The organism is Pseudomonas kielensis (assembly GCF_030505375.1).
Classification (GTDB): Bacteria; Pseudomonadota; Gammaproteobacteria; order Pseudomonadales; family Pseudomonadaceae; genus Aquipseudomonas; species Aquipseudomonas kielensis.
On sequence record NZ_CP130043.1, the window covers coordinates 5,413,734 to 5,427,293 of the forward strand.

General features: G+C 65.0%; 10 protein-coding genes. 8 read left to right on the forward strand and 2 right to left on the reverse strand.

Annotation, left to right across the window (positions count from 1 at the left end):
• The first annotated feature begins 3 nt into the window (after positions 1-3).
• The 6 genes from Q1W70_RS25050 to Q1W70_RS25075 all read left to right on the forward strand — a co-directional run bounded on the left by Q1W70_RS25050 (position 4) and on the right by Q1W70_RS25075 (position 6,928).
• Positions 4-909: an amidohydrolase family protein gene (locus Q1W70_RS25050; protein WP_129443729.1), complete on the forward strand. Its 906-nt coding sequence runs from the start codon at positions 4-6 to the stop codon at positions 907-909.
• 100 nt (positions 910-1,009) lie between these two features.
• Positions 1,010-2,395, forward strand: coding sequence for a UbiD family decarboxylase (locus tag Q1W70_RS25055; protein WP_166591717.1), 1,386 nt, complete (start codon positions 1,010-1,012; stop codon positions 2,393-2,395).
• Complete coding sequence (locus Q1W70_RS25060; protein ID WP_166591716.1) at positions 2,392-3,012, forward strand: UbiX family flavin prenyltransferase; 621 nt, start codon at positions 2,392-2,394, stop codon at positions 3,010-3,012. Before Q1W70_RS25055 ends, Q1W70_RS25060 begins: the two co-directional genes overlap by 4 nt.
• Positions 3,009-4,061, forward strand: a complete 1,053-nt coding sequence (locus tag Q1W70_RS25065; protein WP_185818024.1) for a CobW family GTP-binding protein — start codon at positions 3,009-3,011, stop codon at positions 4,059-4,061. Before Q1W70_RS25060 ends, Q1W70_RS25065 begins: the two co-directional genes overlap by 4 nt.
• 89 nt (positions 4,062-4,150) lie before the next feature.
• Positions 4,151-5,503: a nucleobase:cation symporter-2 family protein gene (locus Q1W70_RS25070; protein WP_166591714.1), complete on the forward strand. Its 1,353-nt coding sequence runs from the start codon at positions 4,151-4,153 to the stop codon at positions 5,501-5,503.
• Between the two features lie 30 nt (positions 5,504-5,533).
• On the forward strand, positions 5,534-6,928 hold the full coding sequence (locus tag Q1W70_RS25075) for an amidohydrolase family protein (protein WP_166591713.1): 1,395 nt from the start codon (positions 5,534-5,536) through the stop codon (positions 6,926-6,928).
• 50 nt (positions 6,929-6,978) lie between these two features.
• Here the strand turns inward: Q1W70_RS25075 and Q1W70_RS25080 are convergent, their stop codons facing one another.
• A complete protein-coding gene (locus Q1W70_RS25080; RefSeq protein ID WP_166591712.1) occupies positions 6,979-8,280 on the reverse strand; it encodes an ATP-binding protein in 1,302 nt (433 codons plus the stop codon).
• Between the two features lie 4 nt (positions 8,281-8,284).
• Positions 8,285-8,986 (reverse strand): response regulator, encoded by a 702-nt coding sequence (locus Q1W70_RS25085; RefSeq protein ID WP_185818022.1) that lies wholly within the window; start codon positions 8,984-8,986, stop codon positions 8,285-8,287.
• Positions 8,987-9,237: 251 nt separating this feature from the next.
• Here Q1W70_RS25085 and Q1W70_RS25090 point away from each other — a divergent pair, with 251 nt between their 5' ends.
• Positions 9,238-10,395: an efflux RND transporter periplasmic adaptor subunit gene (locus Q1W70_RS25090; RefSeq protein WP_166591711.1), complete on the forward strand. Its 1,158-nt coding sequence runs from the start codon at positions 9,238-9,240 to the stop codon at positions 10,393-10,395.
• A gap of 16 nt (positions 10,396-10,411) precedes the next feature.
• Positions 10,412-13,510 carry a multidrug efflux RND transporter permease subunit gene (locus Q1W70_RS25095; protein WP_302098273.1) on the forward strand — a complete coding sequence of 1,033 codons (3,099 nt, stop codon included), beginning with the start codon at positions 10,412-10,414 and terminating at the stop codon, positions 13,508-13,510.
• Positions 13,511-13,560: the final 50 nt, after the last annotated feature.

The following is a 13,560-nucleotide window of genomic DNA, read 5'->3' on the forward strand; positions in this document are numbered from 1 at the left end:
CCGATGATCATCGACACCCATCTGCACCCCACCAACCTGGTCGACGAGGCCTGGCGCCACACCGGCGAGCCCTTCACCGGCGAGCGCATGCTCAAGCTGATGGACGGCCCCTACATGATCAACGGCAAGCCACGCCGCATCGACATGGGCTTTATCCAGCCGCCACCGGGCAACACCGGCTACCGCGACGGCAACCGCCGGGGCCGCGAAGGCGTGCGCGACTACATGTCCTACATCGCCGAACTGTGCGTGAAGTACCCGGACCGGTTCATCGGCAACTTCAACTTCAACCCGCGTTGGGGACCGGAAAACGGTGCGGCCGAGCTGGAATTCCACATCAAGGAGTACGGCTTCAAGATGCTCAAGCTGCACGCCAACATGCACGGCTACCGTCCGGACCGCGCCCTGGACTGGCTGCGCCCGGCGATGAAAGTCTGCGCCAAGTACAACATCGTGGTGCTGATCCACACCGGCGACGGGCCGTACACCATCCCGACCATGTTCTACCCGATCATCCGCGAGTTCCCGATGGTCAATTTCATCATCGGTCACTTCGGCATCCAGACCGGTGGCAACTACTCGTTCGAGGCGTTCTGGATGGCGATGGACACGCCCAACGTCTACTGCGAATCGGGCTGGTGCTTCCAGTCGCGGATTGTCGAGTTCGCCAAGGAACTGCCGCGCAACAAGATCGTGTTCGGCACCGACTCGCCGCCCAACGAACCGGGCATGTGGTTGCGGGAACTGGAAGTCCTGTGCTCCCCGGCGCCCCAGGGCCTGGGGATCGATGAGGATCACCTGGAGGACTACCTGGGCAACAACATCGCCCGGCTGTGCGGCATCGAACCGACGCCGCCACCCAAGGACCTGATCGAGGCGGACATTCGCCTGACCACCACCTACCTCTAGCTACGCCGCCCCCTGTGGGAGCGAGCTACTCGCTCCCACAGGGAATGTGCCTGGCTTAGGTTTTATTGAGTGACCAGAATTGACTCCATGAGGTGAAACCATGTCCCTCTACACGCTTGGCCAGACCCAGGATTTCCACGATTTCATCGACGCCTATCGCCGCCAGTTCCCGGACGATGTGCTGAGCATCGACGCACCACTGTCGGCCGACCAGGACGTCACCGCCCTGGTCGACGCGCTGGCCGTCCAGGGCCGCCACCCCTTGCTGATCTGCTCGCAGGTTGGCGCCCTGGGCGTGCCGGTGGTGACCAACCTGTTTGCCTCACGCATCCGTATCGCGCGGATGTTCGGCGTCACCCCGGCGCAGCTGCACGAAACGTTCCAGACCCGCGCCAACCAGCCCATCGCACCGCGCTACCTGGAAACCGGCCCGGTGCTCGATGAAATCTTCGAAGGCGAAGCCGTCGACCTGGCGCTGCTGCCCATGCTCAAGCACTTCGACAGCGACCGTGGGCCCTACATCACCAACGCCGTGATCATTGCCCAGGACCCGGTGACCGGTATCGCCAACATGAGCTACCACCGCTCGATGAAGCACGCCCGCCAGGCCCTGGCCACCAGCCTGCATTCGCGCGGGCACCTGTGGCGCATGCTGCAAGCGGCCCGCGAGCGCGGCGAGGAGTTGCCCGTGGCCATGGTGGTCGGCGCCCATCCGCTGTTCATGCTCGCCGCCGCCGCGCGCCTGCCGTTTGGCAGCGACGAGCGAGCGGTGGCCGGCGGACTGTTCGGCGCCCCGCTGGAACTGGTCAAGACGCCACGCTACGGCATCGGCGTGCCGGCCTGCGCCGAATTCGTCCTCGAAGGCGCCATCGACCCCACGGCCTACGCCGAAGAAGGCCCCTTCGGTGAGTTCAGCGGTTACTCCTCGGACCGCTCGACCAACAACGTGCTGCGGGTCGACACCCTGATGCGGCGCAAGGACGCCTGGCTGGTGGATGTGGTCGGCGGGCGCTACGCCGAACACCTGACCCTGGCCCGCCTGCCCCGCGAAGCCGAGATGAGCGAAAAGCTCAAGGCACGCTTCCCGGCGGTGACTGGCGTGCACTACCCCAACTCCGGCACCCATTTCCATTGCTACGTGGCCCTGGACCAGAGCCGCGACGGCGAGGCCCGGCAGATCATGCTCGCCCTGCTGGGCTGGGACCCCTACCTTAAAAGCGTGATTGCGGTGGACAGCGACATCGACATCAGTGACGACAGCCAGGTGCTCTGGGCCCTGGCCACGCACTTTCAGCCCCATCAGGACCTGTTCGTCATCGACGGCTTGCCCGGCAGCCCGCTCGACCCTTCCTCCTCGGTCAACGGCACCACCTCGCGCATGGGCCTGGACGCCACCCGCGGCTCGGGGTTCGAAGGCATTCGCGCGCAATTGAGCGAGGCGGTCCAGGCCCGTGCCCGGGACCTGCTCCAGGGCCTGCACTCATGACCCCGCAACGCCTGGTGGTGGGCATCAGCGGCGCCTCGGGGTTTGTCTATGGGGTCCGCCTGCTGCAGTTGCTCGCCGAACTGCGGGTCGAAACCCACCTGGTGATCAGCCGCGCGGCACTGCTGACCATGGCCCATGAGACCGACTACAAGCTGGCCGACGTCAGCGCCCTGGCCAGCCATTACCACCGCTGCGACGACGTCGCGGCCGGGATCGCCAGTGGCTCGTTCCGTTGCCTGGGCATGGTGGTCGCGCCCTGTTCGATGCGCACCCTGGCGGAAATTGCCACGGGCACCTCCTCGAGCCTGATCAGCCGCGCCGCCGATGTCACCTTGAAAGAGCGCCGCACCCTGGTGCTGATGGCCCGCGAGACCCCGCTGACCCTGGCGCACCTGCGCAACATGACGGCCGTGACCGAGATGGGCGGGATCATCGCTCCCCCGGTGCCGGCGTTTTATGCCAGGCCGCAGAACCTCTCACAGATGATCGACCACAGCCTGGGCCGGGTCCTCGACCTGTTTGGCCTCGATGCCGGCACCGCCTTGCGCTGGGGTGAACCCACCCCCGCCAGCCAAGATCCAGCCCGCCCTTTTGCGACCCCCAAGGAGCTCCTATGAACAGTCCATTCAATGCACCAACGCCCAACCGCAAGATTCCGGTGACCATCCTTACCGGCTTTCTCGGCGCCGGAAAAACCACCCTGCTCAACTACATCCTCAAGGAAAACCACGGCCGCAAAATCGCCGTGATCGAAAACGAGTTCGGCGAAGTCGGGATCGACGGCGACCTGGTGCTCAGCTCGGAAACCGAAGAAATCTACGAGATGGTCAATGGCTGCGTGTGCTGCACCGCCGAGGTCCGCGAGGACCTGGTGCGCATCGTCCGCGAACTGGTGGCACGCCCGGTGCGCCTGGACCACATTCTGATCGAGACCAGCGGCCTGGCCGACCCGTACCCGGTGGCCCAGAGTTTTTTCATCAACGACCCGATCGCCGCTGAAGTGGAACTCGACGCCATTGTCACCATGGTCGATGCCAAGCACGTCGCCCAGCACCTGGAAGACCTGCAACTGGACGGCGTCGACAATCAGGCCGTGGACCAGATCGTCTGCGCCGACCGCATCGTCATCAACAAGGTCGACCTGGTGACGCCGGCTGAAGTCGAGTCGCTGCGCGGCAAAATCCGCGGCCTCAATGCGACCGCCGAGCTGGTGACCAGCAGCTACGCACAGATCGACCTGTCGAGGATCCTTGGCATCGGTGCCTTTGAAGCCACCCAGAAACTCATGGAGATCGGTGCCGAACATGACCACCACGCCGATCCACACGCGCACGCCCACGAGCATGACGAACTGGCCCACGATCACGACCCCAGCGTGTCGTCGGTGGGCATTGCCGTGAACGGCGCGGTCAACCTGCTGGCCTTCCATCGCTGGATCAGCCAGTTGCGCGATGACCAGGCCGACTCCCTCTACCGCATGAAAGGTGTGCTGGCGGTCCAGGACCAGGACCAGCGTTATGTCCTGCAAGGGGTGCACAGCCTGGTGGAGTTTCGTGCATCGACCCCGTGGGGCAGTGAACCGCGCTCCAGCAAGATTGTGTTCATTGGCCGCGACCTGGATCGGGCGGCGCTGAACCAAGGTTTCGCCGCCTGCCTGGCAGGCTAGCAACAGACGCTGGAGCCGGTGGATGGCGGCTCTGGACAGACTGAACGGGTACCCCTCTCTACAGCATAAAAACAGCCAGAGGATTCACCATGTCTTCAGATTCCGTGATTCGCGCCATTCACCCGGTGGACCAGATCCTGCCGGTCCGCCAGATGCTTACCCTGGGCCTGCAACACATGGCCGTCTCGTACATCGGCGCCATTGCCGTGCCGTTGATTGTCGCCAGTGCGTTGAAAATGACCCAGGCACAAACCGTGGTGCTGATCAGCACCACGCTGTTTTGCTCCGGCATCGCCACCCTCCTGCAAACCGTCGGTTTCTGGAAGTTCGGCGTGCGCCTCCCGATTCTCCAAGGTGTCGCCTTCAGCAGCGTCGGCCCGGTCATCGCCATTGGCACCAACCCCGAGGTGGGCTTTGCCGGGGTCTGCGGGGCGGTGATCGGCGCGGGGATCTTTACTATCCTCGCCGCGCCCTTTGTGGGCCGATTGCGTCGCTTCTTCCCGCCGGTGGTGACGGGCTGCATCGTCACCGTGATCGGTTTACAGCTGTTCCCGATTGCCTACGAATGGATTGGCGGCGGGCGCCATGCCAGTGATTTCGGTGCACCCGCCTACCTGGCCGTGGCCGCCGTGGTGCTGGCGACCATCCTGCTGGTGAACCGCTACGCCGGGCCGATGCTGCGCAACATGGCGGTGCTGATCGGCATGCTGGTGGGCGCGGCGCTGGCCTATGGGCTGGGCATGGGCAACTTCCATAGCGTGCAGGAGTCGCCCTGGCTCACCGTGCCTTATCCCTTCTATTTTGGCCTGCCGACCTTCGGCATCATCCCGATCGCCACCATGGTGGTGGTGATGATCGTGCAGATGGTCGAATCCATGGGCCTGTTTGTCGCCATCGGTGACATCGTCGACAAGCCGGTGGAAGACCAACAGGTGGTCAACGGCCTGCGTGCCAACGGCCTGGCCAGCACCATCGCCGGCATGTTCGCGGCCTTTCCGTTCATTGCCTTCATGGAAAACGTCGGCCTGGTGATCCTCACCGGGGTGCGCAGCCGCTGGGTGGTGGCCGTCAGCGGCCTGCTGATGTGCGCGGTGGCGCTGGTGCCCAAGGCCGGCGCCATCATCGCCTCGATGCCCACCGCCGCCCTCGGCGGTGCCGGGATCGCCATGTTCGGTGTGGTCGCGGCAGCGGGAATCCAGACCCTGGCCAAGGTCGATTACGAGCGCAATCGCTACAACGTGCTGATCGTCGGCTTCACCATCGCCGCCGCACTGGTCCCGGTACTGGCCCCGGCGCTGTTCAAGCAACTGCCCGAGTGGAGCCAGCCGTTCCTGCACAGCAGCGTGGTGATCGCCTGCCTGGTGTCGGTACTGCTCAACGCCGCGCTCAACGGCGTCAGCAGCCCGGCCGCGACCAAAGAAGCCGCGACCCACAGCCTTTGATTGGCGTTTCTTTCTGCCTTGGAGAAGTCCATGACTCATACCCAGAACATCCTGATCAAGAACCCGACGGCGGTGATGACCGGCCGCCGGGGCGAGCACGCCCGCGCGGGCGCTGTCGACATCCGCATCGTCGACGGGCGCATTAGCGAGATGGCCGCCAACCTCAGCCCGCAACCGGGCGAACGGCTGATCGACGCCCGCCACTGTGTGGTCTACCCCGGGTGGGTCAACACCCACCATCATCTGTTCCAGAACCTGCTCAAGGCCGTCCCGGCCGGGATCAACCAGGACCTGCAAGGCTGGCTGGCCAGCGTCCCCTACCCGCGCCTGAACCGCTTTACCCCACACCTGACGCGCATCGCCGCACGCCTGGGCATGGCCGAGTTGCTGCTGTCGGGGGTGACCACCTGCGCCGACCACCACTACCTGTATCACGCCCATGGCAGCACCGAGAGCGGCGACCAGCTGTTCGACATCGCCGAGGCGTTCGGCATGCGCTTCGTGCTGTGCCGGGGGGGCGCGCTGGAGTCGGCCACGGCCCACCCCGGGTTCTCGAAAACCGCGCTGCAACCGGAAAGCCTCGAACAGATGGTCGGCGACATCGAGCGGCTGAAATCGCGCTACCACCAGGACAGCCCGGATGCCATGCGCCGGGTGGTGGTGGCGCCGACGACCCCGACCTTCTCGCTGCCGCCCACCCTGCTCCGCGAACTGGCCCACACCGCCCGTGGCATGGGCTTGCGCTTGCACACCCATTTGTCCGAGACCCAGCACTACGTGAACTTCTGCCGCGAGCAATACAATTGCCTGCCGGTGGAGTTCGTCGCCGAAAACGAGTGGCTCGGCCCCGACGTGTGGTTCGCCCATGCGGTGCATCTGCAGCCCTCGGAAATCCGCCTGCTGGCGCAAACCGGCACCGGGATTTCCCACTGCCCGGTCAGCAACGCCCGCCTGGGCAGCGGTATCGCCCCGGTGCCGGCCATGGCAGCGGCCGGCGTGCCGATCTCCCTGGGCGTCGACGGCGTGGCGTCCAATGAATCCGGAAGCATGGTCGGCGAAGCCCACACCGCCTGGCTGATCCACCGCGCCGCCCAGGGCGCAGCGGCCACCACCGCCGAAGAAGTGATCCACTGGGGCACGGCCGGCGGCGCGCAGGTATTGGGGCTGGGTGCCGTCGGCACCTTGCAGGTCGGGCAAGCCGCCGACCTGGTGCTGTACGGCCTGGATCACCCACGCTTCCTCGGCTTCCACGACCTCGCCGTGGCCCCGGTGGTGGCGGGCGAACCGATTACGGTGCGTTACAGCCTGGTCGGCGGCCGCCTGGTAGTGGACAACGGAGTGATCCCGGGGCTGGACCTGGAACAACTGCGCGCCGAAGCCCATGAGGGCGTGCAGCAGTTGCTGCAGGAGGTGATCGAAGGGTGAACCGTCCTTCCTGATGGCGCTGGACTACCTGACCACCGACCGCCCGGTGGTCAGGCCGAGGTCGGCAACCACAACCGGAACCGCGCCCCGCCCAGCGGCGACGCCTCGACGGTAAGGGTGCCGCCCTGGGCTTCCAGGGCGCGGCGGCTGATGGCCAGGCCCAGGCCAAAGCCGCCGGTGGCGCGGTCACGGCTGCGATCGAGGCGGTAGAACGGCTCGAAAATCCGCTCGCGCTCGTCGTCGGGGATGCCGATGCCGTCATCGTCGACCCAGATTTCACACCCCTCGGGCTGCACCTGCACACCAATCTGGATGCGCTTCTCGCAATAACGCATGGCGTTGCGCAGCAGGTTCTGGATGGCCCGGGCGGTCAGCCGCGGGTCGAGGCTGAAGCGTTCGAAATGGCCGTGCAGCAGCACGTCGATCACGATTTCCGGGGAGTCGAGCTCTTCATCGACGCTGCCCAGGATGCTGTCGATGAACTCGTCCAGTGCCACCTCGACCTGCTCCGGCAAACGTGCCGGGTTCTGCAGGCGGCTGTAGGACAGCAACTCAAGGACCAACTCGTCCAGTTCACGAATGTGCGCCACCAGGCCTTGCAGGCGCTCGCGGCTGGCGGCCGGCAGGTCATCGGACAGCGCCAGGGCCAGGCCGAAGTCCAGGCGGGTCAAGGGCGTGCGCAGTTCATGGGACACCGCGTTGAGCAGGTCGCGCTGCTGGTTCAGCAGGTTCTCGATGTCCCCGGCCATGGTGTCGAAGACGTGGGCCAGGCTGCCGATGTTGGAGCTGGCAGCGATCTGCGTGCGTTCGCTCAAGTGGCCTTTGCCGAACCGTTCGGCGGTGTTGCGCAGGCGCTCCAGATCGCGCCAGTGAGGACGCAGCCAGACCAGCAGGCAGGCGAGCAGCGCCGCGCCGATCAGCACATTGATGCCCCAGTAAAGCAGGCTGACGTCCAGCGGATCCGGCGGCACCACCAGCTTGACCGCCTGCGTCTCATTCAATGGCGCCGCGGCCAGCGTGCGCCAGCCCCAGTCGCCCGTGCGCACCGCCATGTCACCGCGCTGCAGACGCTCGCGTTCGTGAGCGGTGAAACCCGCGTCGCTGATCGGTACCACGGCGATCTGCAACGGGCTGAATTGTTGATCCAGCTCAGCGGCGAGCGCCGGCCATTGAGCGCTCGGCACCCCCTGAAACTGCTTGACCAGCAGGCTCTGCACACCCCGGGAGTGGTCCAGGTTGTAGCTGGAAAAGCGCTCGTGAAAGACCCTGACCACCAGGTCTGGCACCAGGTAGATCGCCGCACTGAAGGTGACGATGGTGATCAGGTACAGGCGCACCAGAATACGCAGCATGGGGTCAGCATTCCCACTCGGAACGGCTGAACAGATAGCCCTTGCCCCACACTGTCTTGATCTTGCGCGCTTCGCCGGCGTGGTCATCGAACTTGCGCCGCAGCTTGGAGATCGCCACGTCCACCGAGCGATCGGTGCCATTGAACTCGATGCCGCGCAGGCGTTGCAGGATCTGGTCGCGGCTCAGCACTTCGCCGGCATGTCGGGCCAGGACCACCAGCAGGTTGTATTCACCGCTGGACAGTTCCACCGGCTGTTCGCGCCAGGTCACGGTGCGTTCCGACAGGTCGATGCACAGGTTGCCCATGAGGATCCGGTCGCTGGCGCTTTGCGGTTCGTTGAGGCTGCTGCGCCGCAGCAAGGTGCGCACCCGCGCCAGCAAGACCCGGGGCTCGCAGGGTTTGGTGACGTAGTCGTCGGCGCCCATTTCCAGGCCCAGCACCTGATCGTGGCTGTCGTCGCGGGCGGTCAGCATCAGGATTGGCAGGCTTGCCGAGTCAGCGCGCAAGAGGCGGCACACCTGCAGGCCATCGAGCCCGGGCAGCATCAGGTCGAGGATCACCAGGTCCGGCGGGCTGACCCGCGCCCGCTCGCGCACCTGATCGCCACGGCTGATCACGTTGACCTGATAGCCATTGCGTTCGAGGTAGCTGGCAATCAGTTCGGAGAGCGCAGAATCGTCTTCGACCAGGAGGATGTTGGGCATGGGTGTTTCCAGAAATAGCGATGGCGTCTGGACCGGTTCCATCGCGGGCAAGCCCGCTCCCACAGGGTGTGGCAGGTGGGAGCGGGCTTGCCCGCGAAGGCGGCTGAACAGACACAAAAGAAGTCAAGGATATACGCCCTCACGCGCGCCTGAGCAAAACCTTCACACAATTTCACACAGCCACTACAAAGCTTCACCGCTACCCTAGCCGGCTGCCCGTAGCATGCCCGGGTCATTATTGGGGTATTTACATGTCCAAGAACCTGCTTGCACCGCTCAGCCTGATTGCACTGGCATTGATGCTGAGCGCCTGCGACAAGTCTTCCACCTTTGAGGAGGCCGAGCCGCTGGCCAGCGTGCGCATCGAAACCATCGAAGCGCGTCCCCTGTCGATCAGCAGCGAGCTGAGCGGGCGGATCGCCGCGCCGCGCATCGCCGAAGTACGCGCCCGGGTCGCTGGGGTGGTGCTGCAACGCGCCTTTCGCGAAGGCAGCGACGTGAAACAGGGCCAGGTGTTGTTTCGCATCGACCCGGCGCCGTTCAAGGCCGACCTCGACAGCGCCGACGCGGCGTTGCGCAAGGCCCAGGCCAATGCGTTCCAGGCGCGTTTGCAGGAAAAACGCTACGCCCAGTTGATCAACGACCAGGCCATCAGCGCCCAGGAGTACGACAACGCCCGTGCCGCCACGCTGCAGGCCAATGCCGACGTCGCCGCCAACCAGGCCGCCGTGGCCCGTGCCCGGCTGAACCTGGGTTACGCCACGGTGACCGCACCGATTTCCGGGCGCATCGGTCGCGCACTGGTGACCGAAGGCGCACTGGTCGGCCAGAACGAAAGCACGCCCCTGGCGCTGATCCAGCAACTGGACCCGATCCACGCCGACCTGACCCAGTCGACCCGCGAGCTCAACGAACTGCGCCGCGCCTTCCGCGCCGGGCAGATGCAGCAGGTCGGCCAGGACCAGGCCAAGGCCACGCTGATCCAGGACGACGGCAGCCACTACCCGTTGCCGGGCAAGCTGCTGTTCTCGGAGATCAGTGTCGACCCCGGCACCGGCCAGATCATTGTGCGCAGCGAATTCCCCAACCCTGACCTCGACCTGCTCCCCGGCAGCTTCATTCGCGTGCGCCTGGAGCAAGCGGTGAACCAGCAAGGCATCAGCGTGCCGCAACGGGCGATCCAGCGTGACAGCGCCGGCATTGCCCAGGTGTTGCTGCTCGACAGCGAGGACCGGGTCAGCCAGCAAGCCGTGCAACTGGGCCAGGTGCAACAGGACCGCTGGATCGTCAGCGCCGGCCTCAAGCCCGGCGACCGCATTGTCATCGAAGGTCTGCAGCACGCCCGTCCCGGCGACAAAGTAGCCATCGACGCCACCCCTCTTCCGCACGCCCTGGTCACCGGGCAGTAGGCAGGACGCAGATTTTATGCCGCATTTCTTTATTGACCGCCCGGTGTTCGCCTGGGTGGTTGCGCTGTTCATCCTGTTGGCCGGTGCCCTGGCCATCCCGCAGTTGCCGGTGGCCCAGTACCCGGATGTGGCGCCGCCACAGATCGAGATCTACGCCGTGTATCCGGGTGCCTCGGCACAAACCGTCGACGAAAGTGTGGTCAGCCTGATCGAGGAAGAGCTCAACGGCGCCGACCATCTGCTGTATTTCGAATCCCAGAGCAGCCTCGGTTCGGCCACCATCAAGGCCACCTTCAAGCCAGGCACCAACCCGGAACTGGCGCAGGTCGATGTGCAGAACCGCCTCAAGGTGGTGGAGTCGCGCCTGCCGCAAGCGGTGATTCAGCAAGGCTTGTCGGTGGAGAAGGTGTCTTCCGGCTTCCTGCTGCTGATCACCCTGACCTCAAGTGACGGCAAGCTCGATGACGTGGCGCTCAGCGATTATCTGGCGCGCAACGTGATGAACGAGATCAAGCGCCTGGACGGGGTCGGCAAGGCTTCGTTGTACGGCGCCGAACGGGCGATGCGGATCTGGATCGACCCGCAGAAGCTGATCGGCTTCAATCTGACCCCGGCGGACGTCAACGCCGCGATCGTCGCGCAGAACGCCCAGGTGTCAGCGGGCAGCATCGGCGACTTGCCGACCCACAACAGCCAGGAAATCACCGCCACCGTGCTGGTCAAGGGGCAACTGTCGACGCCCGAAGAGTTCGCCGACATCGTGCTCAAGGCCAACCCGGACGGCTCCACCGTGCGCGTCGGCGATGTGGCGCGGGTCGAGATCGGCAGCCAGGAATACCAGTTCGCCACCCGCCTCAACGGCAAGCCCTCCACCGCGGTCGGTGTGCAACTGGCCCCCGGCGCCAATGCACTGAACACCGCCACCCTGGTGCGCGAGAAGATGGACGAACTGGCCCGCTACTTCCCGGCCGGCGTCGAATACAAGATTCCCTACGACACCTCGCCCTTCGTCAAAGTCTCGATCACCAAGGTGGTCTACACCCTGGGCGAGGCAATGCTGCTGGTGTTCGCGGTGATGTACCTGTTCCTGCAGAACATCCGCTACACGCTGATCCCGACGCTGGTGGTGCCGGTGGCGCTGATGGGCACCTTCGCCACCATGCTGGCGCTGGGTTTTTCGATCAACGTGCTGACCATGTTCGGCATGGTGCTGGCCATCGGTATCCTGGTGGACGATGCCATCGTGGTGGTGGAGAACGTCGAACGGATCATGGCCGAAGAGGGTCTGTCGCCCAAGGAAGCGACCCGCAAGGCCATGAGCCAGATCACCGGGGCGATCATCGGTATCACCCTGGTGCTGGTGGCGGTGTTTATCCCGATGGCGTTCATGCAGGGTTCGGTGGGGGTGATCTACCAGCAGTTCTCACTGTCGATGGCCACCTCGATCCTGTTCTCGGCGTTCCTCGCCCTGACCCTGACCCCGGCCCTCTGCGCGACCCTGCTCAAGCCGGTCGCCAAGGGCGAGCTGCATGCCCGGACGGGGTTCTTCGGCTGGTTCAACCGACGCTTCGAGCAGTTCACCGATCGGTATCAGGGTTGGGTGGCCTATGCGCTGAAACGCAGCGGCCGCTACCTGCTGATTTACGGCGTGTTGCTGGTGGCGCTCGGCGTACTGTTCAGTCGCCTGCCCTCCTCGTTCCTGCCCACCGAAGACCAGGGCTACACCATCACTGACATTCAACTGCCGCCGGGCGCCAGCAAGAACCGAACGGTGCAGGTGGTGCAAGAGATCGAGGCGCACAACGCCACCGAAGCGGGGATCGGCGACAGTACGGTGATCCTCGGCTTCAGTTTCTCCGGCAGCGGGCAGAACGCAGCGCTGGCCTTCAGTACCCTGAAGGATTGGTCGCAGCGCGGCAGCGATGACTCGGCGGACTCGATTGCCGAGCGCGCCAACATTGCCTTCAGCCAGATCAAGGACGCGGTCGCTTACTCGGTGCTGCCGCCGCCGGTGGATGGGCTGGGCACTTCCAGCGGTTTCGAGTTCCGCCTGCAAGACCGTGGCGGCCTGGGGCACAGCGCGTTGATGCAAGCGCGCACGGCCTTGCTGGACGCCGCCGAAAAAAGCCCGATCCTGGCCAATGTGCGCGAAAGCGCCCTGGCCGAAGCGCCGCAGGTGCAACTGATCGTCGACCGCAAGCAGGCCAATGCCCTGGGCGTATCGTTTGCCGACATCGGTAGCGTATTGTCCACGGCGGTCGGCTCAAGCTACATCAACGACTTCCCCAACCAGGGACGGATGCAGCGGGTGGTGGTGCAGGCCGAGGGCGATCGTCGCAGCCAGGTCGAAGACCTGCTCAAGATCCATGTGCGCAACAGCAGTGGGAGTATGGTGCCGCTGTCGGCCTTCACCCGGGCCGATTGGACCCAGGGCCCGACCCAGTTGACCCGCTACAACGGCTACCCAGCCGTGAGCATTTCCGGTGAACCGAGCCCCGGCCACAGCACCGGCCAGGCCATGGCGGAGATCGAGCGCCTGGTGGCCCTGGGGCCTGCCGGGCTGGGCCAGGAATGGACCGGGCTGTCGTTGCAGGAACGCTTGTCGGGCAGTCAGGCACCGATCCTGCTGGGCCTGTCGTTGCTGATCGTGTTCCTCTGCCTGGCGGCGTTGTATGAGAGCTGGTCGATCCCCACCTCGGTGCTGCTGGTGGTGCCCCTGGGGGTATTGGGGGCGGTACTGGCGGTGACCTTGCGCGGCATGCCCAACGACGTGTTCTTCAAGGTCGGCTTGATCACCATCATCGGCCTGTCGGCGAAGAACGCGATCCTGATCATCGAATTCGCCAAGAGCCTGTACGACGAAGGCCACGACCTGATCGATGCCACGCTGCAAGCTGCGCGCTTGCGCCTGCGGCCGATCATCATGACCTCCCTGGCGTTCATCCTCGGCGTGGTGCCCCTGGCCATTGCCACCGGCGCCAGCTCGGCGAGCCAGCAAGCGATTGGCACCGGGGTAATCGGCGGGATGATCACCGCAACGTTGGCGGTGGTGTTTGTGCCGGTGTTTTTTGTGGTGGTGATGAAACTGGTGCGCAAGCGTCACAAGGACATCTGAGCAACCTCACCTGTGGGGGCGGGTCGGGCGGTGCTCCGCTCGCTCTCCCA

Bases quoted from the DNA above. Each gene is read 5' to 3' on its own strand.
- Q1W70_RS25090 (WP_166591711.1), top strand. From the start codon at position 9,238: ATGTCCAAGAACCTGCTTGCACCGCTCAGCCTGATTGCACTGGCATTG.
- Q1W70_RS25055 (WP_166591717.1), top strand. From the start codon at position 1,010: ATGTCCCTCTACACGCTTGGCCAGACCCAGGATTTCCACGATTTCATC.
- Q1W70_RS25080 (WP_166591712.1), bottom strand. From the start codon at position 8,280: ATGCTGCGTATTCTGGTGCGCCTGTACCTGATCACCATCGTCACCTTC.
- Q1W70_RS25060 (WP_166591716.1), top strand. From the start codon at position 2,392: ATGACCCCGCAACGCCTGGTGGTGGGCATCAGCGGCGCCTCGGGGTTT.
- Q1W70_RS25065 (WP_185818024.1), top strand. From the start codon at position 3,009: ATGAACAGTCCATTCAATGCACCAACGCCCAACCGCAAGATTCCGGTG.
- Q1W70_RS25095 (WP_302098273.1), top strand. From the start codon at position 10,412: ATGCCGCATTTCTTTATTGACCGCCCGGTGTTCGCCTGGGTGGTTGCG.
- Q1W70_RS25075 (WP_166591713.1), top strand. From the start codon at position 5,534: ATGACTCATACCCAGAACATCCTGATCAAGAACCCGACGGCGGTGATG.
- Q1W70_RS25070 (WP_166591714.1), top strand. From the start codon at position 4,151: ATGTCTTCAGATTCCGTGATTCGCGCCATTCACCCGGTGGACCAGATC.
- Q1W70_RS25050 (WP_129443729.1), top strand. From the start codon at position 4: ATGATCATCGACACCCATCTGCACCCCACCAACCTGGTCGACGAGGCC.
- Q1W70_RS25085 (WP_185818022.1), bottom strand. From the start codon at position 8,986: ATGCCCAACATCCTCCTGGTCGAAGACGATTCTGCGCTCTCCGAACTG.